Source organism: Enterococcus sp. E5-162 (assembly GCF_035725965.1).
Lineage (GTDB): Bacteria > Bacillota > Bacilli > Lactobacillales > Enterococcaceae > Enterococcus_B > Enterococcus_B lactis.
In genome coordinates this window covers 20328-45164 of the sequence record NZ_JAPRFV010000016.1, presented here as the reverse complement: position 1 = coordinate 45164, position 24837 = coordinate 20328, and the positions used below count along the sequence as shown (strand labels likewise).

General features: G+C 37.5%; 20 protein-coding genes and 5 pseudogenes. 16 read left to right on the top strand and 9 right to left on the bottom strand.

Annotated features, from left to right (window positions below; all coding sequences use genetic code 11):
• Positions 1–154: 154 nt before the first annotated feature.
• The 5 genes and pseudogenes from OZZ83_RS13265 to OZZ83_RS13245 all read right to left on the bottom strand — a co-directional run.
• Positions 155–274: pseudogene (locus OZZ83_RS13265) on the bottom strand (DUF3788 family protein); the annotation flags it as partial.
• A gap of 136 nt (positions 275–410) precedes the next feature.
• Positions 411–1430 carry a LacI family DNA-binding transcriptional regulator gene (locus tag OZZ83_RS13260; RefSeq protein WP_002316718.1) on the bottom strand — a complete coding sequence of 340 codons (1020 nt, stop codon included), beginning with the start codon at positions 1428–1430 and terminating at the stop codon, positions 411–413.
• Positions 1431–1498: 68 nt separating this feature from the next.
• A complete protein-coding gene (locus tag OZZ83_RS13255) occupies positions 1499–2533 on the bottom strand; it encodes an aldose epimerase family protein (RefSeq protein WP_325066089.1) in 1035 nt (344 codons plus the stop codon).
• Entirely contained in the window at positions 2526–3191 is a 666-nt protein-coding gene (gene pgmB, locus OZZ83_RS13250) for a beta-phosphoglucomutase (protein ID WP_002316716.1), read from the bottom strand. The genes OZZ83_RS13255 and pgmB overlap by 8 nt, the downstream gene beginning before the upstream one ends.
• Positions 3184–5478 carry a glycoside hydrolase family 65 protein gene (locus tag OZZ83_RS13245; RefSeq protein WP_174131342.1) on the bottom strand — a complete coding sequence of 765 codons (2295 nt, stop codon included), beginning with the start codon at positions 5476–5478 and terminating at the stop codon, positions 3184–3186. The genes pgmB and OZZ83_RS13245 overlap by 8 nt, the downstream gene beginning before the upstream one ends.
• Before the next feature lie 280 nt (positions 5479–5758).
• On the opposite strand from OZZ83_RS13245, the gene OZZ83_RS13240 reads away from it, so the two are divergent.
• On the top strand, positions 5759–7921 hold the full coding sequence (locus OZZ83_RS13240) for a PTS transporter subunit IIBC (protein ID WP_010725663.1): 2163 nt from the start codon (positions 5759–5761) through the stop codon (positions 7919–7921).
• Positions 7922–8133: 212 nt separating this feature from the next.
• Positions 8134–8958, top strand: a complete 825-nt coding sequence (locus OZZ83_RS13235; protein WP_016853323.1) for an endonuclease/exonuclease/phosphatase family protein — start codon at positions 8134–8136, stop codon at positions 8956–8958.
• Between the two features lie 70 nt (positions 8959–9028).
• On the opposite strand, the pseudogene OZZ83_RS13230 reads toward OZZ83_RS13235, so the two are convergent.
• Both OZZ83_RS13230 and OZZ83_RS13225 read right to left on the bottom strand, forming a co-directional pair.
• Positions 9029–9127: pseudogene (locus OZZ83_RS13230) on the bottom strand (DUF3788 family protein); the annotation flags it as partial.
• A 151-nt stretch (positions 9128–9278) separates the two neighbouring features.
• Entirely contained in the window at positions 9279–9440 is a 162-nt protein-coding gene (locus tag OZZ83_RS13225) for a hypothetical protein (protein ID WP_002291320.1), read from the bottom strand.
• 66 nt (positions 9441–9506) lie between these two features.
• On the opposite strand from OZZ83_RS13225, the gene OZZ83_RS13220 reads away from it, so the two are divergent.
• The 9 genes and pseudogenes from OZZ83_RS13220 to OZZ83_RS13180 all read left to right on the top strand — a co-directional run bounded on the left by OZZ83_RS13220 (position 9507) and on the right by OZZ83_RS13180 (position 17567).
• The gene (locus tag OZZ83_RS13220) at positions 9507–9818 is read left to right on the top strand and encodes a PadR family transcriptional regulator (protein ID WP_002291321.1); all 312 of its coding nucleotides are present in this window, start codon (positions 9507–9509) and stop codon (positions 9816–9818) included.
• 11 nt (positions 9819–9829) lie between these two features.
• A pseudogene (locus tag OZZ83_RS13215) lies at positions 9830–10458 on the top strand (DUF2812 domain-containing protein).
• A 70-nt stretch (positions 10459–10528) separates the two neighbouring features.
• Complete coding sequence (locus OZZ83_RS13210) at positions 10529–11719, top strand: IS256 family transposase (protein WP_442784194.1); 1191 nt, start codon at positions 10529–10531, stop codon at positions 11717–11719.
• Positions 11720–12253: 534 nt separating this feature from the next.
• A complete protein-coding gene (locus OZZ83_RS13205; RefSeq protein WP_002292150.1) occupies positions 12254–12826 on the top strand; it encodes a Dps family protein in 573 nt (190 codons plus the stop codon).
• Positions 12827–12970: 144 nt separating this feature from the next.
• Positions 12971–13675 (top strand): Crp/Fnr family transcriptional regulator, encoded by a 705-nt coding sequence (locus OZZ83_RS13200; protein ID WP_002292156.1) that lies wholly within the window; start codon positions 12971–12973, stop codon positions 13673–13675.
• Positions 13676–13903: 228 nt separating this feature from the next.
• Positions 13904–14242: a hypothetical protein gene (locus OZZ83_RS13195; RefSeq protein WP_025477135.1), complete on the top strand. Its 339-nt coding sequence runs from the start codon at positions 13904–13906 to the stop codon at positions 14240–14242.
• Positions 14227–15085 (top strand): annotated as a pseudogene (lgt, locus tag OZZ83_RS13190) (prolipoprotein diacylglyceryl transferase). Before OZZ83_RS13195 ends, lgt begins: the two are co-directional and overlap by 16 nt.
• 146 nt (positions 15086–15231) lie before the next feature.
• Entirely contained in the window at positions 15232–15465 is a 234-nt protein-coding gene (locus OZZ83_RS13185; protein WP_002292161.1) for a heavy-metal-associated domain-containing protein, read from the top strand.
• A 197-nt stretch (positions 15466–15662) separates the two neighbouring features.
• Entirely contained in the window at positions 15663–17567 is a 1905-nt protein-coding gene (locus OZZ83_RS13180; RefSeq protein ID WP_002314356.1) for a heavy metal translocating P-type ATPase, read from the top strand.
• Between the two features lie 304 nt (positions 17568–17871).
• On the opposite strand, the gene OZZ83_RS13175 is transcribed toward OZZ83_RS13180, so the two are convergent.
• Entirely contained in the window at positions 17872–18567 is a 696-nt protein-coding gene (locus tag OZZ83_RS13175; RefSeq protein WP_002314355.1) for a GNAT family N-acetyltransferase, read from the bottom strand.
• 182 nt (positions 18568–18749) lie between these two features.
• Between OZZ83_RS13175 and OZZ83_RS13170 the strand changes: the two genes are divergently transcribed.
• The 5 genes and pseudogenes from OZZ83_RS13170 to OZZ83_RS13150 all read left to right on the top strand — a co-directional run bounded on the left by OZZ83_RS13170 (position 18750) and on the right by OZZ83_RS13150 (position 23619).
• Entirely contained in the window at positions 18750–19328 is a 579-nt protein-coding gene (locus OZZ83_RS13170; protein ID WP_002314354.1) for a recombinase family protein, read from the top strand.
• A gap of 48 nt (positions 19329–19376) precedes the next feature.
• The gene (locus tag OZZ83_RS13165; protein WP_002314353.1) at positions 19377–19829 is read left to right on the top strand and encodes an HIT family protein; all 453 of its coding nucleotides are present in this window, start codon (positions 19377–19379) and stop codon (positions 19827–19829) included.
• A gap of 173 nt (positions 19830–20002) precedes the next feature.
• Positions 20003–20653: pseudogene (locus tag OZZ83_RS13160) on the top strand (IS3 family transposase); the annotation flags it as partial.
• A 74-nt stretch (positions 20654–20727) separates the two neighbouring features.
• Positions 20728–21408, top strand: a complete 681-nt coding sequence (locus tag OZZ83_RS13155) for an IS6-like element ISS1N family transposase (protein WP_325066088.1) — start codon at positions 20728–20730, stop codon at positions 21406–21408.
• Between the two features lie 1656 nt (positions 21409–23064).
• Complete coding sequence (locus OZZ83_RS13150; RefSeq protein ID WP_002318477.1) at positions 23065–23619, top strand: tyrosine-type recombinase/integrase; 555 nt, start codon at positions 23065–23067, stop codon at positions 23617–23619.
• Positions 23620–23681: 62 nt separating this feature from the next.
• On the opposite strand, the gene xerS is transcribed toward OZZ83_RS13150, so the two are convergent.
• Positions 23682–24767: a tyrosine recombinase XerS gene (xerS, locus tag OZZ83_RS13145; RefSeq protein WP_002295762.1), complete on the bottom strand. Its 1086-nt coding sequence runs from the start codon at positions 24765–24767 to the stop codon at positions 23682–23684.
• Positions 24768–24837 lie beyond the last annotated feature (70 nt).

The following is a 24837-nucleotide window of genomic DNA, read 5'->3' as shown; positions in this document are numbered from 1 at the left end:
CCTTATATTATGACTTGCCGCTCTTCTTTTATTTCATCATCGGGTTGACCTTCATTGGTTGGCTGATTTTATTCATCATGTTTATTAGAAGTCGGATACATTCATAAAAAAATGAGGTCGAGACAAATCTAAAAATCAGTCTTTCTACAGACGCTCGAATAAACGGCGAGAGCAGAAGCAACTCCTTCGGAAATAAGCCGAAATTCACAAAAATTTGAAAAGCAATTTTCGTTCATTTCTTCTTATTTCTCGGAGTTAAACACTTCTGTCCCAGCTTCTCTCAAATAAACGGTGTCCAAAAGTCAGGCTTTTCGGGAATTTCAAAAAAGAGGTTGAGACAGAAGTAAGAAACACTTTTGTCTCAATCTCATCTTTTGGTTATTCTATCTCTTCATTTCAATTCCTACCAGTTATTGCTTGGGGTTCAGTGGCACAACTGTTTCTCTCTTGATCAAGTGATGAGGGATGACTAGGCGCACGCCGCTACTGATCTCGTTATGGATCAATTCTTGTAATTTTTGCATGGCTACTCGCCCTAATTCGGAAATATCGATATCGATACTTGTGAGATAAGGATGAGTCAGTGTAGAAAAAATCGAATTATTGAAACTGATGATCGATAAGGTTTCTGGAATAAGATAACCGTACATTTGCGCTAATTGCATCGTGCGAAGTGCAAAAATATCATCGATTACCACAAGTGCTGTAGCACCGGCGTTTTTTAAGATAGTGTCAAAGGATAGATAGTCTTCTGCCTTTTCGATCACAACGCTAGGGTGAACATCTAGTCCAGCCATCATCATCGCTTTTTGATACCCGAAATAGCGTTCGAAATAGAGGCTTTCGTGGGTCGTGTTCGTAACGAAAAGAATCTGTTCATGCCCATTTTGGATAAGAAAATCAGTTGCCTGTTTTCCCAATAGCTGGTTGTCGTTATCAACGTAGATGATCTCATTTTCATGCTGATAAGGTTGACCGATCAGAGTGAAGGGAATCTCGTTTTGATACAAATAATCGATGACTGGGTCTTCGCTATCAGAGTACACTAAGATAAAGCCATCGACTTGTTTTTGTAAGTGCATTCTTTGGACATTTTCTAATAAGACATCAAAATTTTTCGCTGTTGCAATGGCTATTGTCATGTCGTGGTGACGTGCTTCTTCATTGATTGCATCCATGATCTCTAAGTAGAAGGGATTACCGATTCGTTCTTTAGAATCAAGTGGCGGCAATATCACGCCGATGGCACTAGAAACCCGTTTACCTAAATTTCTAGCAGTGATATTCGGTACATAGCCAAGTTCATCCATGATTTTTCGGACTTTCTTTTTGGTTGCTTCGGAAATACTTGGATGGTCATTGATGACGCGTGAGACAGTAGAGGTAGCTACTCCCGCTTTTTTTGCAACATCTTTTACCGTAATTGCCATAATTTAAACACCTTTCTTCTAAATAAAAATCTCTTCTTTTCTGAGCTATTCGTAATCAAAACAAGCAACTATTGAGTATTTGCTATCTGTTCATTCGGTAAAATAGTAAACTGATAGGTCGTATGGTTGACCTTTTCTTGACCAGGGTACAAAGCGATCGAACCGAGTTCAGGTAAATGGACTAGATCCGGAAATTCTTGTGGCTCGATGGCTAAACCATAGTTTGAATGCATATGTTTCCCGTTGATCATAAAATCAGCTTCAAAACCAGTCGTAGAAAATAATACCACACTTCTATTTGTTGTTGCTATAGACAACTGGCGTCCAGATTGTTTTTCTGAAAGACACAGCACCTTTTTTGAACGTTTCGGTGTAGTAAGAACAAAAACGTCATCAAGTCCTTCTGGATAAGCGTTGAGAATTTCTTCGATTGTATGTGGTTTCTTGAAATTGATCGGTAAATCCGCTTGAGTGATTTGTTCGCCTGTTGGTAGTTTATCTTCATCTAATACCAATAGACTTTCTGCTTGGACAGCCAGTTCATGTGTATCAATGTCGCGTTTACCATTCCCAGAAAGGTTGAAATAGGCATGATTGGTTGGATTGCAGATCGTCTCGACGGGACTGTTCGTTTTTGTGATCATTTCCAGGCTATTCGCAGTTAGCTGATACGTGATCGTTGCTGTGATAGGACCAGGATAATCGGAAAAAGTGTCTTGTAAATAAAAGACAACGCCGATCGACTGTGGATTTTTGAACACTTCGACATCCCAATATTGGAAAGACCATCCATTTGTTCCTCCGTGGATATGATGGTTGCCAGCGTTTTTTTCAAGTTGATGATTTCCCCATGTAGCATTTCGGATTCTGCCTGCTACGGGACCGACTGTGGCTCCAAAGAAACTTTCATCGGTTAAAACATCTGAAAGTTCATCATAAGAAAGTAAGACGTTTTCTAAATGTCCTTTGTTATCTGAAGCAAAGATTTGGTGAAGTCTAGCGCCATAATTTAGAAGAACGACGGTCAATTCATCGTTCTTCAATGTTATTTTTTTTAATTCAGTGTTGGGGATAGGAGTCACTGAAATAGAAGGTTCAGGCATTTGGCTGCCACGTTTTTTTCAAGTAATCGAAAGTCAATGAAGCTGTATCAGGTACGATTGGAATATCCTCCCCAAGATCTTCTGAACGTCCTACGCCGATAGGTTGCGCACCACTAGCAATGATCGCAGCGATTCCAGCTTTTGAATCCTCGATCCCGATGCAGTCACGAGGGGTCAAACCGATTTCTTTCGCAGCAAGTAGAAAAATATCTGGTTCAGGCTTTCCATTAGCGACTTTTGCCGGATCAGCAATCGCATCAAAGTAGCTTTCTAGACCCATCTTGGCAAGTAGGAAAGGGCCATTTTTGCTTGCAGATGCTAGTGAAATCTTGATATTGTTTGCCCGTAAGTCTTTTAATAATTCTAAAATCCCTGGAAAAACATCTTTTGGTGTGATCGATTGGATCATTTCAAGATAATAATCATTTTTTCTTTTCGCTAATTCGAGAAATTCTGTTTTTGAGAATTGCTCTTCTTTTTTTCCGTGAGCAAGAAGGAGAGTCAGAGAATCTTCTCTGCTTACACCCTTCAATTGTTCGTTGAATGACCGATCTAAGGGAATACCGATCTCATCACCTAGCTTTTTCCAAGCACGGTAATGGAATTCAGCGGTATCTGTAATGACCCCATCTAAGTCGAATAATACACCTTTAAACATTCGCTTCACCTTCTCGTAATGGAATAGTCAAATGATCAGTAAGGACATACGCTTTTTCGTAGACTTCTAGCGGTAATGCTTCGCCAGATAAGAGGTTCAATGTTACCTGTTCATTTGAAACGGCGACAAATAACAAGCGGTCGCGATAATTGATATGGAATGAATAAGCAGACCATGTTTTAGGCAAGAATGGTGCAAATCTTAATTGTTCATGATCTGTCTTCATTTGCGCGAATCCTTGTACGATAGCAAGCCAACTTCCGGTCATTGAAGTGATGTGTAAGCCATCCTCTGTATCATTGTTATAGTTATCTAAATCTAAACGAGCAGTGCGTTGATACATTTCAACGGCTTTATCTTCCATGCCTAGTTCAGCAGCTAAAATAGCATGGATACTAGGAGATAGGGAAGACTCATGGACAGTCATTGGCTCGTAAAAATCAAAGTTGCGTTGTTTTTCTTCTTTTGTAAATGAATCATTGAAGAAGTAGATACCTTGTAAAACGTCTGCTTGTTTAATGAAGCAAGAACGAAGGATCTTGTCCCATGACCAATGCTGATTCAATGGCAATTCACTTGCGGATAGTTCCGCTACTGGTTTGAGATCTTTGTCTAAGAAAGTATCGTGTTGAACAAAAATCCCTAATTCTTCATCTACTGGGAAGTACATATTTTCAGCAATTTCTTGCCAATGTGCCAATTCATCGTCGCTGATTTTAGCAGTGCTCTCTTCTTTGAACTTCAAATAATTTTCTCGCGTGTAACGCAAGACCCAAGCTGCGATCGTATTTGTATACCAATTGTTATTGATGTTGTTTTCATATTCATTTGGTCCAGTCACTCCGTGGATCATGTATTTATTTGCTCGTTTTGAAAAATGGACACGGTCTGCCCAGAAGCGGGCGATTTCTGCTAAAACTTCCAGACCTTCATTTTTCAAATATTCCGTATCACCGGTGTAATTCGTGTAATTGTAGATTGCATAGGCGATTGCACCATTTCGGTGGATCTCCTCGAAAGTGATTTCCCATTCATTGTGGCATTCGACACCTGTGAAAGTGACCATTGGATATAACGCGCCCTTTAGCCCTTGCTGTTGTGCATTATGGATTGCTTGTGGCAATTGGTTATGGCGGTACTTCAAGAGATTCTTAGTGACTTCAGGTTTCGCTAAAGCGAGGTACAGAGGCACTGCATAGGCTTCAGTATCCCAGTAAGTTGCACCACCATATTTTTCGCCAGTGAAGCCTTTTGGTCCAATATTCAAACGTTCATCTTCGCCATAATAAGTAGAAAATAGCTGGAAGAGGTTGAAACGGATTCCTTGTTGTGCTTCATCGTCTCCTTCAATGACTACATCTGCCAATTCCCATCGTTTAGACCAAGCGGCTGTTTGCTCCTCTTTTGCTTGGGGATAGTGAACGTTCAATTCGTTGAATTCTTTAAAGAGATGTGTCGCTTGTTGCGCTTCAGGGATATCTCGGCTTGTGAAAATCAATACTTCTTTGTCGATAAGAAGTGTTTCATTTTCATTTAAGTCAAAGGTGAATGAACCTTCGATTGCTAAGGTGCCCTCTTGGTAGCTTGGCGTATATAATTTTCCATCAACGTAGTGGCGCATCCCAGCGGTCACTGTAAATTGTTCGATCTCAAAATTATTCGGGATCGTTTTAGTCGTTAAGTACGCTATTTCTTCCTTGACGCCATGATCGATGTCATTCCAAAAGTGTTCATCGTAATTGCTGTCTTCGTTTTGGACATTGCCATCTAGCTTAGAAATAACTTTTACAGTTCCATTTCCTTCCAACATTTCAATGGTTAAGCGAATATAAGCGGCTTCATTTTTGACAATACTTAAAAAGCGCTCGAATGAAAGACGAACTTTGTTTGATGGGGTAGTGACTGTATAACTACGTGTCAAAACACCGTTTTTCATGTTTAATTCCCAATAAAAATCTTCAGTAGTAAGTGTAGCTAGATCAATCAGCTGATCATCGATAAAAAGATCCATAGCGATAAAATCGACTGCATTGATTACTTTTCCAAAATATTCAGGATAGCCGTTTTTCCACCAGCCAACACGTGTTTTGTCAGGGTACCAAACACCTGCTAAATAGGTTCCTTGGTGATGATCACCAGAATATGCTTCTTCAAAATTTCCGCGCATACCCATATATCCGTTACCGATACTGGTCAATGATTCTTGCAAGCGTAAATTTTCTTTATCTAATTTATTCGTGCTGATTTTCCAAGGGTCGATCTGAAATAACCGTTTAATTTGTTTCATTGTTCTCCTCCTAGACGTTGTCGTTTATACGTCCATAATAAACGCAACCGATTGCGTAAGTCAACTAGAAAAGTGAAATTAAATTTTGAAGTGGATGAAAAAACAAAACAAAAGCGATTGTATCAATATTTACTACTATAATATGAACAGAAATAATGTATAAAGAACGATTGGGTACTTACAGAAAAAGCATAAAAATACGAAATAAAGCATTTACAAAAAAAGAAATACACACTATAATAACTAACAACGAAACCGATTGCATAAAGGAGACGAGGAAATGAAAAAAATATTTAGCTTTGAGTTTTGGCAAAAATTTGGAAAGGCTTTAATGGTCGTTGTGGCAGTTATGCCAGCGGCAGGTTTGATGATCAGTATCGGTAAATCGATTCCGTTGATCAATCCTGATCTTGCACCTTTAGTTACAACGGGTGGCGTGATCGAAAATATTGGTTGGGCAATTATCGGAAATTTACATCTTTTATTTGCACTAGCGATAGGTGGTAGTTGGGCAAAAGAACGAGCAGGGGGAGCATTCGCTGCGGGGATCTCATTTATATTGATCAATCGGATCACAGGAGCAATTTTTGGTGTGACTAATGAGATGTTGGCAAATGAAGACGCATTTACGCATACCTTGTTTGGCACGAAAATCATGGTTAAAGGGTTCTTTACCAGTGTATTAGAAGCACCAGCACTAAATATGGGGGTATTTGTTGGGATTATTGCAGGGTTCGTTGGGGCGATGGCCTATAATAAATATTACAATTATCGTAAATTACCTGACGCATTATCGTTCTTTAATGGAAAAAGATTTGTTCCTTTTGTAGTTATTTTGTGGTCAACGATTGTTGCATTGATTCTTGCTATTGTATGGCCGAATGTCCAAGCAGGGATCAATAACTTTGGATTGTGGATTGCAGAGTCAAAAGAAAGCGCTCCGATTTTAGCACCATTCCTATATGGTACATTGGAACGTCTATTGTTACCATTTGGCTTACATCACATGTTGACGATCCCAATCAATTATACGCAGCTGGGTGGTACCTATGAGATATTATCTGGTGCGCAAGCGGGAACACAAGTATTTGGACAAGATCCTTTATGGTTAGCGTGGGCGACTGATTTGGTCAACTTGAAAGGCGCCGGCGACATGTCGCAATATGAATTCGTATTGACGAACTGGACACCTGCTCGTTTTAAAGTGGGACAAATGATTGGTTCTTCCGGTATCTTGATGGGATTAGCACTAGCGATGTACCGTAATGTTGATCCAGACAAAAAGTCTAAATATAAATCAATGTATTTTTCAGCAGCACTTGCAGTTTTCTTAACAGGCGTAACCGAACCATTAGAGTTCATGTTCATGTTTGCAGCTGTACCTCTTTACATTGTTTATTCTGTGATCCAAGGGGCAGCTTTTGCAATGGCAGATATTCTACCTTTACGTGTCCATTCATTTGGGAACATTGAACTATTGACACGTACACCATTAGCGATCAAAGCAGGATTAGGTATCGACTTGCTCAATTTTGTTATCTGTGTCATATTATTTGGAGTATTGACGTATTTTGTGGCAAACTTTTTGATCAAAAAATTCAATTATGCTACACCAGGACGTAATGGGAACTATGATAACGACAGTGAAGAAACGCCGTCAGGTTCTGCAACTAATGCAGATCAACAAATCATTAAGATCATCCATTTGTTAGGTGGAAAAGAAAACATCAAGGATGTAGATGCTTGTATGACTCGTTTACGTGTCAGCGTCGAGGATCCTGGGAAAGTCGGTTCAGAAGAAGAATGGAAACGTGCTGGAGCGATGGGCTTGATCGTTAAGGACAAAGGTGTGCAAGCCGTGTATGGACCAAAAGCGGATGTGTTGAAATCGGATATTGAAGATTTACTACAATCAGGCGCTGATATTCCAGAGCCAACAGTTGAGGCAACAAATAAAAATGAGAAGAATGAAGAGAAACATGTTTTAGGTATCGAAAAAGAATTATTCACTGTAGCAACTGGTGAGGTAATTGCTTTAACAGATGTGAATGATCCAGTCTTTTCACAAAAGATGATGGGTGATGGCTTTGCTGTCATTCCTGCCACTGGAGAAGTGACGGCACCACTTTCTGGTAAAATCGTGAGTGTCTTCCCAACCAAGCATGCAATTGGCATGCAAACAGCAGAAGGAGCAGAAGTTTTGATCCATATGGGACTGGATACTGTTCATATGAGCCAGCCAGCGTTTGAGATCTTAGTTTCTGAAGGCCAAGAAGTAGTAGCAGGAACAACGATTGCTCAGATGAATCTAGATGCAATCAAGAACGAAGGGAAAGAAACGACGATCATAGTAGTCTTTACAGATGACAAAGTCAATGGGCTGACCATCAATAAATTAGGAGACACTGAACGAGGAACAGTGATCGGGAAAATAAACTTGTAAAGAATCACAGAAGTTCATGTGTGTATTTCATATCGAAAGAATGTGTTCGATGTGTGTAACTCCTAGAAGTAAGCCGATAATCCCGAAATTGCTTTTCCTATTTCAGGGATTATTGGCTTATTTTTTGAATAAACTACTTTGGGGTCTTTACCTATATGGATCCAGAAGGTGGGAGCAATGTTTCGACCCATCCCATTAAGAAGGAGAATTATATGAAAATAATGACGTTGAATACGCATAGCTGGTTAGAAGAGGAACCACAAGAAAAATTAAAACAGATCGCTCAAAAAATCTGTCATGAACAATATGATGTGATCGCATTGCAAGAAGTCAATCAAACGATGGACGCAAAACGACTAACCAGTGAGCAGCTGAAGAATTTTAGTCAGGTGCAGGAACAAACGCCTGTCCGCTCGGATAACTTTGCCTATTGCTTGATCCAGCTCTTAGCAGAACAAGGTGAAACTTACTATTGGAGTTGGGAAATGAGTCATATCGGCTATGCTATCTATGAGGAAGGCAATGCGCTTCTTTCCAAACAACCACTAACTAGTCAAACGCACCTAGTCTCCGAAACAAAAGAAAAAGAGGATTACCATACTCGAAAAATATTAGTAGGTCAAACCTCTGTCAAAACACAATGTATTACTGTAGCAAGCTGTCATTTTTCTCGGTGGGCAGATGAAAAAAGCGGATTTGCATTTGAGTGGAAAGAATTAGAAGCAAGTTTAGCGCCTCTTACAACACCACTGTATCTATTAGGGGATTTCAACAATCCTGCTGAAGGCAGCGGGTACGATTTAGTGGCAAAAAGTCAGTTGCCTATTCGTGATGCTTATCCAATCGCGCAAAAAAAACAAGCTGAAGCAACGATCGAAAAGAGAATCGATGGCTGGGAAAACAATAAAGAGGGGCTACGTATCGACTATATTTATGTACCACAAGATTGCTTTGTTACAAGTTATCAACGTATTTTTGACGGGGAAAATGGCCCGATTGTCAGTGATCATTATGGGGTAGCAGTCACGTTGGAGTGAAGAGAAACGAAGGAATATTGTCACAATAAGAATATGGGACAAATCTAAAAACCAGGTTTGCTACAGACTCTCGAATAAACGACGGGAGCAGAAGCAACTCCCTCTTAAATAAGCCGAAATGAACAAAAATTTGAAAAGCAATTTTCGTTCATTTCTTCTTATTTCTCAGAGTTAAACACTTCTGTCCTAACCTCTCTCAAATAAACGACGTCCGAAAGGCAGGTTTTTCGGAAATTTAAAAAAAACGAGCAATACAAAAAATGTATTGTTCGTTTTTTCTCTAATTTCTCATAAACGATTTTTGTCTCGACCTCATTTTTTTATGAATGTATCCGACTTCTAATAAACATGATGAATAAAATCAGCCAACCAATGAAGGTCAACCCGATGATGAAATAAAAGAAGAGCGGCAAGTCATAATATAAGGTGATCTCATTGATACCATTATGCTGTTTGACGATTGGCGTACCGATGTCTGTCAATTCATATACTATGTATATAGTTAAGCTTTATATAATGGAACTGTATATTAAGAGGAGTGTCTTTATATGATTAGAAATCCATATTTACCTTTAACTGAAACAACTTTTTATATTCTGCTAGTTTTAACTACACCTGCTCATGGATATGCTATTATTCAAGAAATTGATAAGTTAAGCGAAGGATCAGTTAAGGTAGCTGCTGGAACTATGTACGGAGCGATTGAAAATTTACTTAAACTTAATTGGATAGAAGAAATTCCAAGTAGGGAAAAAAGAAGAAGAGTTTACAAAATTACTGATCTGGGAGAAGAAGTTTTAAGACTAGAAATAGAACGTCTAGGAAGTTTGATTAAGCTATCTTCTGATTTTGGATATTAGGAGGAGATAACATGAAAAAATTTAGAATTTTCTTATCCTTAAAAAAAGAAGAAGAATGGATTAATTCTATACAAGAAGAAGGTTATAGGTTAGTTCAGTGGTGCCTATATATACTTTTGAAAAATTGGCTAGTAAAGAAACGTTTATTCCTTATGTGCGCCTTGATTTTAGAGAAAAAAGTATGGGAAAAATAAAATATGAAGATTATGTAACATTGTTTTCTGATAGTGGTTGGAAACTAATAAAGGGAAGTCGTTCTGGTGGCGCTCAGTATTTTCAGCAAGAATATCCTGATGTAACAAGTGACATATTTTCTGACACTGATTCTCAAGAAAGTGTAAAGAAAAGATATGTAAAATATGGTTATACTTATGGAACTCTATTTTTATTGTATTTCTTTATTTTTTTTAGTAGTAATTCTTGGAATTTGGATAAGATATTGAACTTTAAATCATGGTATTTTACCCAAGGTTTATGGGAAATGGAGGGTATGTGGTTTTGGAAAGCGTTCATTTTTGAAACTCCGTTTGTTTTACTCCGTGTATTACCGTTATTTTTCTTTCTGTTTTTGGGTATCTATTATCTTTTACGTTCACTTATAAATGATGATTCAACAATGATAACAAAATATTTTGTGTAAATAGAAAAAAGGAAGTCCCTTGTGTAGAATAGAGTTACCACAACACATTCACAGAAAAGAGGACTTCCATATGAACGATTTTACTACAGAAATTCTAAAGACTCTAGCGAACAAAGGCGATTTGAATGAATTATTCCGTGTCCATTTGGAAAAAGCTGTCAATACGCTTCTCAAAACGGAGTTAACGGCTTTCCTCGATTACGAAAACTACGATCGCATTGGTTTTAACACGGGTAATTCTCGTAACGGCTCCTATGACCGTACAGTCAAGACCGAGTACGGGGAACTTCATCTCCAGATTCCGCGCGACCGCAATGGTGAGTTCAAGCAACAGACTGTTCCTGCTTATAGACGGACGAATGACACGTTAGAGGAGACCGTCATTCACCTCTTCCGAAAAGGTATTACCATGTCGGAAATCGCAGACTTGATTGAGAAAATGTATGGGCATCACTACACGCCCCAAACCATGTCCAATATAACAAAATCATTTACAGAAGAGGTAACGGCGTTTAAAGGGCGGGAGCTTCATGACCGTTATGCTGCTATTTATATGGACGCAACGTATATTCCGTTAAAGCGGAAAACCGTCGCCAAGGAAGCTATTCATATCGCAGTTGGCATTCGCCCAGACGGATCAAAGGAAGTATTGAGCTATGCGATTGCACCGACTGAATCCATCACGATTTGGGAGGAAATTTTATTGGACCTTCAAGAGCGCGGTTTGAAAAATGTCCTCCTGTTCATCACGGATGGCTTAAAGGGGATGGTAGGAGCGATTAGTCGGTTCTACCCCAAAGCCCGTTTTCAACATTGCTGTGTGCACGTTTCCCGTAATATTGTTCACAAAGTATGTGTCAAAGATCGAAAAGAAATCTGTGATGATTTTAAGGCTGTTTATCAAGCTAGCTCAAAGGAAGAGGCAAATACCTTTTTAGGGAGTATGATTGAGAAGTGGCAGAAAACTTATCCTAAAGTGACGCAGTCACTGATAAAAAATCAAGATTTATTGACTTTTTATGAGTTTCCGCCTGGTATCCGCCGAAGCATTTACTCAACTAATTTAATCGAATCTTTCAATAAACAAATCAAGAAATACAGCCACTGCAAGGAACAGTTCCAAAATGAAGAGTCGATGGAACGTTTCTTAGTCTCGTCTTTTGATACTTACAACCAAAAATTCCTAGGTCGCAGTCATAAAGGTTTCCAACAGGCCGAAGGCGAGCTCGAACAAATGCTGAGTCAACCGATGGAGAATTAGAAACAATCTACAGTAGGGAAGAACCATTTACACAAAATTATTGACGCTCCCAAGCTAAAACTCCTATTAATCGATCTACTAAAAATAAATAAAAAAATTCTTTTCAATTTTTATTTATGGTGTGACATAAATAAAGTAAAGTTATTCTTCTAGGTTAATCTTATTAATGCTCTTTCTCACTAGTGTTGCATGCAACACTAGTGAGAAAGAGTATTAAATATACTGCAAGGTAAGACATTTGGTAATTGAAGAATAACAAGCAAAAAAATAGCAGTCAGGTCTCTTGACAAAGTATAGTTGCTATTTTTTTTTAGGCCCTACTTTAATGAAATTTTTGTTTGGAGGGAACGACTTCATTCCTTTGATTATTTCAGTTGAATTTAATAGAGAAGCCTGGCGTCTATTAAGAAATACTTTTCTTGATGAGCGTCAATTTTTTTAACTGAAATCTATCCTATACTAAATTCAGTAAAGAAAAAGGAGGAATCAAAGAAAGCTATTTTAAACAAACCAAAATTATAGGAGGAATAAATCATGACTGAAAATAAAGCTACTCAAGAAAGAACACCCCAAGAAAGATTGCAAGAAGAACAAGAACACAAGGAACATGTTCATCATACGAAAATTAATGCAGCGGCCATTGCGGATCATCTTTTAGGCAACATGCATACATTACATGTGAAACTGCACCAATATCACTGGTATGTAAAAGGAGCCAATTTCTTTACGTTGCATGAAAAATTTGAAGAGTTGTATAACGAAAATGAAAAATGGTTCGACAAACTTGCGGAGCGTCTAATTACTTCTGGGCATAAACCTGCTTCGACAACGGTTGAATTTGAAAAATATTCGATGCTTTCGGAAGATGCAGTTAATAAATACGCTAAAGCAGAAGACATGGTTGAAAATATTATCGAGGACTTCAGAAGCACTCGTGACCTAACTATTCGCGCGATTCGTTTAGCTCAAGACGAGGGTGACGATGCTTTAGAAGATACATTGATTGCTTTTAAAAATGACTTAGACAAGAACATTTGGATGCTGCAAGCGTTCATTGGTAAAGAAGCATTAGAAGATGATGACGCTCTTGATGAGGATGAAGATTAAGGTAAAAGTAGAAGCTGATTTAGGGATTGGAATTCTTTCCAGTCCTTTTTCCATTTTCTTGATGTGCATCAATTTTTTTGTAGTAAGAGACTTGTATAATAAAAGCAGCGAATATAAACAAAATAAATAAAGGGGGAGAATGAATTGACTAAACATACCCATCATGAAATTGGCGACCACGCAGCCTGTATCCGCTTGGTTCCAATATTCAATCACTTAGAGGATAGCGCGATGAATTACATTGCTGAAAAAGCCCACACGAAACAGTATCAAAAAGGAGAGTTTCTGTTTCGTTCACAAGAAAAAGAGGATACTTTATATATTATCAATCGTGGGAAAATCCGTATTTATCGATTGGCAGACTCTGGCAAAGAGCAGCTAGTGCGGATCTTGAACCCTGGTGATTTCACCGGAGAATGGACCTTGTTCAACCCGGATGCAGTACACGAGGAATATGCCGAAGCAACCCGAGATACCGTTGTCTGTATGATTCAGCAAAAAGATGTCCAAGATTTTCTGGAACAATACCCAGCTATTTCTTTAAAACTATTGGCGGAAATGTCTAAACGGTTAGAAAGTTCAGAACGTCAAACGACACAAGTAGCCGTGGAGAGTGTCATTACCCGTTTAGTTTTGTTTTTGGCAGAAAATGTGGAACCTGAAATGGGCAACTCTCCCACCATCACCCTGCCGATGGCAAAAAAGGACATTGCTTCCTATTTAGGAACGACACCTGAGACCATCAGTCGCAAATTTGGAGAATTGGAGGACGAGGGATTGATTCAACAGCTGTCTGGGAAAAGGATCAAGATTCAGGATTTAGATGATTTATTGCTTTACAGCGAATAATCGGACACACTTTTTTCTACACGTTGGTGTTCTGTCGCTCTTCATTAACAACGGGACAGAACTCAGTGCTTTTGCTTCCATCTGTCCGTTTTTGGCTTTTTTAAGACAGAACGACCTTCATTCATTGGAAAAATAAAAGCACAAACATGATAACCCTCAAGTTTTTTTGTTTTATTTTTCTTTAAGATAGGGTTGTCGAACAAAACGTAAAAATAAGTAGGGGTGAATGTGCATTGTTTTTGGGTGATAGTTGCCATCACGTTGTCAGCAGCGGGTGCATTCTTTGTCGTCCCTTTCACCAAGAACACGATTGGCGGCGAAGCAAAAACGTCTAACGTTGTTGAGGCAGATAGGTTAGCTATGGAAAAAGAAGAGGAAGTTGTAAAAGGAGCCGGCGTAATCGGACACGGAAAAGTGGCGTATTACGAAGCGAGTGACCAGGGAGATAAAAGTGTATTCACTGTTTGGTTTCCATGGAGCTTAGCCGGAATCTTGTTCAGCATCACTATGACTAGAATGACGCGAAAAATTGAAGTAATGGAGCAAATAGAATGGGATTCGTATTAGGCGTTTTGAATCCCCATGTGGTGGAGATTGGTTCTGTTGTGATTCATTGGTATGGAGTCATTATTGCAGTGGGCATATTAGCGGCTCTCCAGTTGAGCACCAAGGAAGCAAAGAAAAAAGGACTGGAAGAGGATACCATTATCGATATGGCCTTATGGGCAATTCCGATTGGACTCCTCGGCGCTCGGCTTTATTATGTGTTATTTGAACTTGGTTATTATCTGCAAAATCCAGGACAAATCCTTGCGATTTGGAATGGCGGCATTGCGATTTATGGGGGATTGATTGCAGGAGGGGGTACGCTATATTGGTATGCAAAGAAAAAAGGTACTTCTTTGGCACTCGTTCTTGATATTTTAGCGCCCAATGTATTGTTAGCCCAGTCCATTGGTCGTTGGGGCAATTTTATGAATCAGGAAGCTCATGGTGGACCGGTTACTCGTCAATTCTTGGAAAATCTTTATTTACCTGAATTTATCATTGAACAAATGAATATCAATGGTACCTACCTACTACCATCCGACTTTTTTATACGAGTCATTGTGGAGTTTGTTGGGCTTTGTCCTCATCGTCACTATACGGAACCGAAAACAGCTTTTGCGTCAAGGAGAAGTCGCTTTGAGTTACGTTTTGTGGTACTCAGTGGGTCGGTTCTTCATTGAAGGTATGCGAACGGACAGTTTATGGATTGGCGAGTGGATCCGCGTTTCGCAAGCCTTGTCTCTGGCCCTGTTTATTGGCGCGATTGTAGTATGGTTTATACGCAGACAAGATTATCCACCAATTTCTTATTATTCTGATGGCAATAAGGGGCAGAAAAAGACTATTAAGATGGTGAATTGAGCAAAAAGATAAAAAGAAGTGCAAAACTTGATATGCGTCAATTTTCGTTTGCTAAAAGGGAGCTATACTACAGTTGTAAAGAGGAAAAGGCAGTGTTCATTAATCTGCTGCCGATAAAATAAAAACACATAAAGGAGATAGGAATTATGGAAAAAGCTATATTGCAATTAGAAACGTTGTCTTGTCCAAGTTGTATGCAAAAAATTGAAGGTGCCGTAAAATCAGTTAACGGTGTTGATAAAGACAGCATTAAAGTATTATTCAACTCCAGCAAAGTCAAAGCCAATTTTGATTCAGCTGTCACTTCGATTGAAGAGATTCAAAAAGCTATCGAAAACGTAGGCTATCCGGTCCTTAAAGCAAAAGTCAAGGCCGCTTAACAGATTAAATGAACTAGGCAATTCTGGAAGAAAAGCTATTTTTCCAGGATTGCTTTTTTTGTTGCAATCCGATTCGAGGTGCTTAGAAACGATAAAAGAGAACTTTCTAAACTTGATGTCAGTCAATTAATTACTTAGGCAATTATCTTATACTGTGTTTATCAATAAAAGAGAAATTAAATTTGGAGGGAAAAAGCATGCAACAATATATATTAAGCAAGAAAAATGTTATCACCGTCATCAGTGGATTGTTAATCGTACTCGGTTTCTTCAGTCACTTTGTTTTAGAAAACGTAGGACTTTCAGAGTGGTCTTTGATCATCGCCTCTGTCTTTGGGATTACGCCAATTGCCATTCAAGCGTTTCAAGCAATGAAAGTCAAAGTCATCAGTATTGATGTCTTAGTCAGTATTGCAGCGATTGGTGCGCTTTTTATTCAAAACTATGAAGAATCGGCTATTGTCACGTTCTTATTCTTATTCGGACACTACTTGGAACAACGAACATTGAACCAAACGCGATCTGCTATCAAAGAATTGACTGAAATGGCACCCGAAAGCGCCTTGAAACAAATGGATAATGGCGAATTTGAAGAAGTAGAAGTGGATGATATAGATGAAGGGGATATCTTGCTCGTTAAAACGGGTGCGAAAGTTCCAGTAGATGGCATAGTCCTTACGGGTGAAGGGCATATCAATGAAGCTAGCATTACAGGTGAAGCTGTTCCAGTCAACAAGCTAGCTGATGCAGAAGTTTTTGCAGGAACCATTTTAGAAAACGGAACGATTCAAATCAGAGCTGACCGAGTTGGTGAGGACACCACATTTGGAAAAATTATTGAACTCGTGGAAGAAGCACAAGATTCTAAATCCGAAGCGGAACGGTTCATTGATCGCTTTTCTAAATACTACACACCAGCTGTCTTGGTTCTGGCAATTGTTGTATGGGCGTTCAGCCAAAATATTGAGTTAGCAATCACCATCTTGGTTCTAGGTTGCCCAGGCGCATTAGTTATCGGAGTGCCTGTCTCAAACGTTGCCGGTATTGGGAATGGTGCTCGTAACGGTGTTCTTTTAAAAGGGAGTGAAGTCATTCAAGACTTCAGCAATGTGGATACAATTGTATTTGATAAGACAGGTACTTTAACTGTCGGAAACCCAACCGTTGCAGCGACTGAACTGTATGAAAAAGATCCTGCTGAAACGCTTGGCTATCTGGCCAGTGTGGAACGGGAATCAGATCATCCATTAGCAAAAGCGGTCTTAAATCAAATTGGAGAAACAAACTTTTATCCTGTTGAAGGAACTGAAGTCGTGAAAGGCGGCGGAATCGTTTCAAGTGTAGCTGGACATAGAGTGGCTGTTGGGAATGTGGCCTTGATGGAAAAAGAAAATGTCACTCTCAGCAAAAAAGTGCAAAAAGATGTCAAACGGTTTGAACAACAAGGGAACTCTCTCGTTTTGACAGCGGTCGACGGTGAATTAAAAGTACTGATGGGCATTCGCGATCAAGTCCGTCCGGGTGTGAAAGCTAATTTGCAGGAATTAAAAGACTTGGGCGTGAAAAATCTAGTCGTTCTTTCAGGAGATAACCAAGGAACCGTTGATGTGGTCGCCGGCGAACTTGGTTTGACCGAAGCTCACGGCCACATGTTGCCGGAAGACAAATCGGCTTATATCGGAAAACTTCAAAAACGTGGTCAAATTGTAGCCTTTGTTGGAGATGGCGTTAACGACAGTCCGTCCTTAGCTTTAGCAGACATTGGCATCGCAATGGGAAGCGGAACGGACGTAGCGATTGAAACATCCGATGTCGTTTTAATGAACTCGAACTTCAGCAACTTGCCTCACGCATTAGGATTAGTAAAAGCCACCGCAAATAATATGAAACAAAATATCGTGATTTCAATTGGAGTAGTGTTGGTCTTGTTGACCAGCGTCTTCTTCAGCGAATGGATGAATATGTCTATCGGAATGTTGGTTCATGAAGGTAGTATCTTGGTGGTAATTTTCAATGGCATGAGATTAATGAAGTATAAGTTGAAAGGTCGAAAAGAACAAAAAGATGTATCAGCACCTGCAGAGAAAGTAAAAATATCTTAAGAATAAATTAGAAGAGGCTGAGACAATAGTCCATCCTTGAAATGACAAAAGCGGAAACTCAGATTTTTAAATCTGGGATTTTCCGCTTTTTTGAGTTCTTGAAAAAAATAAGAGTATAGAGTATGCTCTTTATAAAATTAATTTTCGTGTAAATGATTAAAAAATCTAATAATAAAATTTAAATTCCTATTAAGTTGTAACACATGAAATTACATAAAATCATGTATCGAAAATAGAAGCCTACGTTTTTTCTTTAATTATGTCTAATTTGGGTGTACCCAAAACTGACAAAGGTAATTACCAATTATTTTAGGTTGTTTAAAGAAAGCAGCTGTTTTCCGTCTTGGTCAAAATTATCCGGCGATAACCATTTTTCAAGCCTTTTTTTGTTCCGTTCCCATTCACAATCAAGCATTGAGAACCACGATGTATCGCGATTTCTATTTTTGTATATAATTGCCTGCCGGAATGTGCCTTCATATTCAAATCCTAACCTCTTTGCAGCTAATTTAGAAGGCTCATTTAGACTATCGCATTTCCACTCGTATCTTCTGTACCCTAAAGTCTCAAAAACATACTTTGCCAACAAATACTGTGCTTCGGTAGCTTGAATGCTTTTTTTCAATTGCTGGCTGTATATTACATAACCTACTTCGATAACGCCATTTTGTCGATCGTTACGCATTAGCGCAAGCGTGCCTAGCACTTTTGAATGCTCTTTATTCCAAATTCCAAAAAAGTAAGGGTCGTCGGACAAAAAAGTCTTGTTGAAGATATCAGCAAACGCTTCTTCTGATGGAAAGGATGGGAAGGGCAGATAAGTCCAATCTGGCGGAGTAAGTCCTTTTTTGAAAATATCGGTATAGAATACGTGTGCATGGCTCTCTGATGCATGGATTAAATCGCAAGTGTTTCCTTCTATTATTGTTGCATTAAGTTCTCTAAAACAACTTTCTTTTAAACTTGGTCCGATAGGTTGCCCGTAGCAGTTATATTCCATTTTATCATCTCCTAAAAATTAATTTGTGAATCGGTATCTATGCTTCTGCGCAAAGAAGATTCAAAACTACGTCTATACAATTAGCCTTAAGAATTGAAGAAATTATATCATACTTGAATTATAATTTTTGCCGAATTATTCACCGTACCCTGAAATCAGAAATGAAAAAAGGAGCAGAGAACATGAAATATGGCTATGCACAGGTGAGTACCCGCCAGCAAGATCTGGAAGGGCAGCTGCGTCAACTCGAGGAGGAACGCTGCGATCGGGTTTACTTCGAGAAAATTACGGGAACAAAAAGTGATCGCCCCGAATTCCAAAAACTCCTTCAGGAAATTGAGACAGGGGATACTTTGGTTGTGACGAAGTTGGACCGCATCGCTCGCAGCACGCAACACGCATTGAACACGATCAAACTCTTATTTGAGAAGGGCGTGCGGATCAATGTGTTGAATCTGGGGATTATTGAAAATACGTCCACGGGAAGATTGATCTTCACAATTTTCAGTGCTTTTGCGGATTTTGAACGGGATCTGATTGTGGAGCGTACACAAGAGGGAAAAGAATTGGCCAAACAGAAACCCGACTTCCGGGAAGGGCGACCGAAAAAATTCAGCCAGCAACAAATCAATTTGGCTATGAACCTATTGGAGGACCATTCCTATAAAGAGGTAGAGAAAATGACCGGAATCAGTAAGAGCACTTTGACGCGTAATAAAAGAAAAATTATAAAAACATCAGGTAATAAGCTGAGTGATTAGATAATTTGCTATACTAAAAATTATCCAAGTCAAAAAGGAGTGATTTACATGGAATGGTACGAAAATCGAATTTTATCTGCAATAAATGGGACTAATCCAATGCTGATAAAAGAATTAAAAGGTGGCTATGCTGTTTTTGGAGATGTTCAATTTTTACCTGGCTACTGTGTGCTATTACCCAAAAAAGAAGTTAACTCTTTGAATGTTTTGTCTTTAGAGGAACGCGAACAGTTTCTTTCCGACATGAGTATTCTAGGAGATGCTATTATTCATAGTTGCACACCTACTAGAGTTAATTATGACATTTTAGGAAATACTGATAATTTTTTGCATGCCCATGTTTTTCCACGTTATGATTGGGAAAGTAAAGAACGACAAAAAATGCCTGTGTGGCTATATGATAGTTCCAACTGGCGCAATAAAGAAACCTCCTATAACCCTATAAAGCATGATGAAATACGTAATAGCATTCAAGAGTATTTGAACAAGAATTATGAATAAGAGTTATTTAGTCGTGTAATTAAACATAAGAGACCATCTGCTGTACAGTGTTTAAGTACGGACTCATGTTGGTGTTAGTATCAAATCTTAGACAGCTTTTCGTAGAGACAAGAATAAATTAAACTTATCTACGAGAGGATGAATTTTTATGACCCGATATAAAGAAAATTTTAAAAGGTATTTCAGTGTCTCTTAAACATGTCCAAAAGCTAATGAAACAATTAAATTTAAGGTCGATTGTAGTTAAAAAATATAGACCTCAAAGATCTAATAGACCGATTATTTCAAAAGAGAACCTCTTAAATCAGGACTTTTCTACTAAGACTATCTGTGAGAAATGGGCAGCTGACATTACTTACATTCCTACTAAGAAAAATGGTTGGTGTTACTTATCTTCAATCATGGATTTACACACGAAAAAGATTATTAGCTATACATTTTCAAAACGAATGACTGTGGATTGTGTCATTCAAACGCTGAACAAAGCAAAAATGAATTATGACATTCCAGAAGGAATGATTCTACACACTGACTTGGGTAGCCAATACACAGCCAGAGAAGTGGAACAATGGCTTGAAACCAACAAAATAAGGCATTCTTATAGTAGAAAGGGAATACCTTATGATAATGCTGGAATCGAATCTTTCCATGCTTCATTGAAAAAGGAAGAAGTCTACACGACTAGCTACTCAGATTTTGAAGAAGCAAATCGAGCACTATTTAGCTACATTGAAGGGTTTTATAACCGAAATCGAATCCATAGCTCGATTCACTATCTAACCCCACAGGAGTTTGAAGAGTTGGCAAAAGCAAAAATGACGTAACGGTTCTGTTGCAAAGTTTTCCAAGAAATCTATTTTAGTGTAAAATTGAGAAAAAAGACAGAGAGGACAGAGTAATGAATCATTTTAAAGGCAAACAATTCAAAAAAGACGTCATTATTGTCGCTGTTGGTTACTACCTGCGTTACAATCTAAGCTATCGTGAAGTTCAGGAATTGTTATATGATCGTGGAATAAATGTTTGTCATACTACGATTTATCGTTGGGTACAAGAGTACAGCAAAGTCCTCTATTATCTTTGGAAGAAGAAAAATAGACAATCCTTCTATTCATGGAAAATGGACGAAACCTATATCAAAATTAAGGGACGTTGGCATTATCTTTATCGTGCAATTGATGCGGACGGCTTAACCTTAGATATCTGGTTACGAAAGAAACGGGATACGCAAGCAGCCTATGCTCTCTTAAAACGACTCCATAAACAGTTTGGTGAGCCGAAAGCAATTGTGACCGATAAAGCACCTTCTCTTGGCTCCGCCTTTAGAAAGTTACAGAGTGTGGGTTTATATACTAAGACAGAGCACCGAACTGTGAAGTATCTTAACAATTTAATAGAACAAGACCCTCGACCTATTAAACGACGAAATAAATTTTATCAAAGTCTCCGTACAGCCTCTTCCACGATTAAGGGCATGGAGACCATTCGGGGAATATATAAAAAGAACCGAAGAAATGGAACGCTCTTCGGCTTTTCGGTGTCTACTGAAATCAAGGTATTAATGGGAATAACAGCCTAAGATATTTGGAGTTCAGAGAGGGCGCGTTTGATTTTCAAACTTCGCAACAGAACCAAATAGTCTATACAGTAGAAGATGCCGATGAGCAAAATATCACATTACCTGTATTCAATTATTGGGGAACAGTTGTGAAAGTAAATGGGAAAAAGAGCACTATAGAAAATGACAATGGTTTAGTGTCTATTAAAAGTACGGGAAAAAGAACTATAGTTGAGGTTTCATCTACGTATCCAACTACGATGATTCTATCTTTATTAATTAGTTCAATAACTTTTATATTCTTATTTACACGTTATTTAATAAGATGCTGCGGTTAAATGAAAATAGATTAGATAGATATTATAAATATGTTGATTCTATTTTCATAGCAATGGAGAAAATACATTAGCAATATATAAAAGAAGGTATCAAGAGTCACAGTTAATTTATTCCGAAAAGTGAAAAGAGCAAATATAAAATTTAATAAAAATAAGAACTAAATAGGAAAACGTAGACGTAATTTTCTACGTTTTCCTTTTCATATATATTAAATATTACGGAAAATTATATAAACTAATTTAGTGTTTTGTTTGTAATTCCTAATTTTGCTCCACTTTTAGATAATTTTTAGGTCTATTTAACTCATTAGACATTCTATGCTCATTTTTCTCCAAATTTGTTTCAACTCTTTCGTACTTAATTTTGCGTATTTGAAAATTCTTGTTTTAGAGTACTTTTATTACGATACTAGTATGATATATATCTACAGCAAACAGTTAAAATCTTCCTAAAATAAGCGAATAGCATTCCTAAAACCTATAAAATTTTTAGATGAAGCGACAAGTGGACAATTAATAAACTACTTGAACATGAAATTATGGATCACCTTTCAAATTTAGAAAATGGAATTCTTATACTTATTGCGCAACATTTATTGATTGCAAAATTATGTGACAAAAAGAACTAGTAGAAGAAGGAATAATGGCTTGATAATAAAGTACTACCTATTAAAGGTAGTACTTTATTTAATTTAGTATAAATTAACATACTACTATATTTTAGGTTTCATATTATATAAATTAATAATATACTACCATTTGTTGGTAGTATAATTTAAAGGTAATAAGTTATTCTTTTATTACTATGTTTGGGTTTTATAGCAAAGAAAGTTTAATAAGAGTTTGGACCTAGCAAACAATATTAATGAGGTCATTAAATCTTATTATCTTTAGTGATATAATGAAATATCTACACAGACAAAATTATGATCTTGCGTAAAGTTATAAAATATTAATAAAAATATTTTATTAATGAAAAGCTTGGTAGCACGGTTATTCATATGCTAATTTATTTCACTTTATAGTAAGGGGAGTTCTTAGTATATTGTTCAAACTTAAATTCCATATAATTTAATTATGTAAATTAGCTATTCTAAGAACTTCTACGGATAAACTGCCCGTCTAAAATTTAAATAAGAGCTTAGAATCTTCATATAAGTAAGGTTAATTTTTTTGTACAAAAAAGTCGGAATATTCTGAGTTACTGAAATGATATAAAATCATAAACTAAATCCCTTGATTTTCTTGACTTTGAACAGAGTATGTATATAAGTTTATGATTATGGTAAAGTATATATATAATCATGAACTCAGAATATTTTTAAGAAGGGAAACAATAGTGAGCTATAATGTACAACCGTTAAGGACAAATGAAGAGATACAAGATTTTCAGTTTTGGCTAAGAAGAACAAGTAATCCGGAAAGAGATAGTTTTTTATTTTTGTTTGGAATCAATAATGGTTTACGTATGTCAGATATTATAGGATTAAAAGTTGGAGATATACGAGGTAAAAGTAAGCCTATTATTGTTGAACGTAAAACAGGTAAGCGAAAACCGATTTTCATAGATAATTTGAGAGAAGAGATTTTATTATATACTGAAGGCAAAGAAGAAAATGATTGGTTGTTTCCAAGTCGGCAACAAGGTCGACATATAACAAGGGATCGTGTCTATCAGATATATGCGGATATAGCGGAAAAATTAGGAAGAGATGATATAGGAACACATACATTAAGAAAAACTTTTGGGTATCACTACTACAAAAAAACTAGAGACATTGCTACCTTAATGTTTATTTTTAATCATAGTTCTCAATCGATTACTAAAAGATATATTGGAATTACAGAAGATGAAATCGGTGCTTCCTTAAAAGGATTTAAATTAGGTATTTAATCTTTGCATGATTAGAGATAAAAAAAACCAACTACGAAATCTATTTGTAGTTGGACTTTTTTTTATAATGAATTCAATGCATCAATTGTAGCCGCATTGTCTATATGGGTATATAAAGTCGTTGTATTGGTACTTGAATGTCCCAATTGTTGGGCAGTCAATACCAAAGAATTCGTCTGTTGGTAGAGTCTAGTAGCCAATGTATGACGCAGTTTATGCGGACTGACTTGGACTCTGAATCCTTTCGAATATTTTGCTACCATCCGTTCGATTGCAATACCGGATATACGTTTGGCTTCTCCTTGGTAAATTGCTAGAAATAATGCTTTTTCGTTTTCTGTCACTTTATATCTTTCTTTCCGAATAGCTAGATAATTAGCTAAATATTCCATTGCGAACGCTGCTATATTGACCGCATCTCTCTTATTTCCTTTTCTAGTTACTACCACATTATTCTTATCCAAAGATAGATCATCTAAGTTAATATTTACAACCTCGGAGAGTCTCAATCCAGATCCTAAAATCAGTGCATTGATCGCCAGGTCTCTTTCTACATCTCGATGGTAATAGATCAGAGCTCGTTTGCTCAAAGTATTTTTATATTCATTGGCAATATAATCTAGATAATTTTGTGTATCTTCGTCTAGAAATAATTTTTTCTCAATGGCATTTGCACGAGCTGCTAAAGTTGTTTTATCTGTGATAGTTGCTACCTGGTCCATAGGATTATCGTCTAAGTATGGTTTTCCTAGAGGATTATTGGAACTTTTCGAAAGATATTTAAATAGAACTTTCAATGCTGTTATATTTCTATTGATAGTAGAAGTGGATAGGCCTAAGTTATTATTATCTTCGAGCTTAGCTTTTGTTGTATCTTTTTTTACATTTTCTTTTGCGCGACGTTTCAAATGAGATTTGTACAAGTTTAGGTCATAGGCAGTTAAATGTCTTATCGAGGTGATTGAAGTATCAGGAACGATAGACTCACTCAGAAGCCATTCATAAAAGAGCTTATAATTTTTTAGATATTCTAAAGTGGTTCGAGGTGATTGATCTTTATCTTCACGATCTTGAACAAAATCTTTTATATAATCGGGCATATGAAGTATGATTGTATCTATTTTTTGATATATTTCTGTATTTTTCATGTCATTCATCCTTTCAATAAGTAGGAGAGAGGAGTATCCCTACGATTGGACTATACCAATTATAGGGACG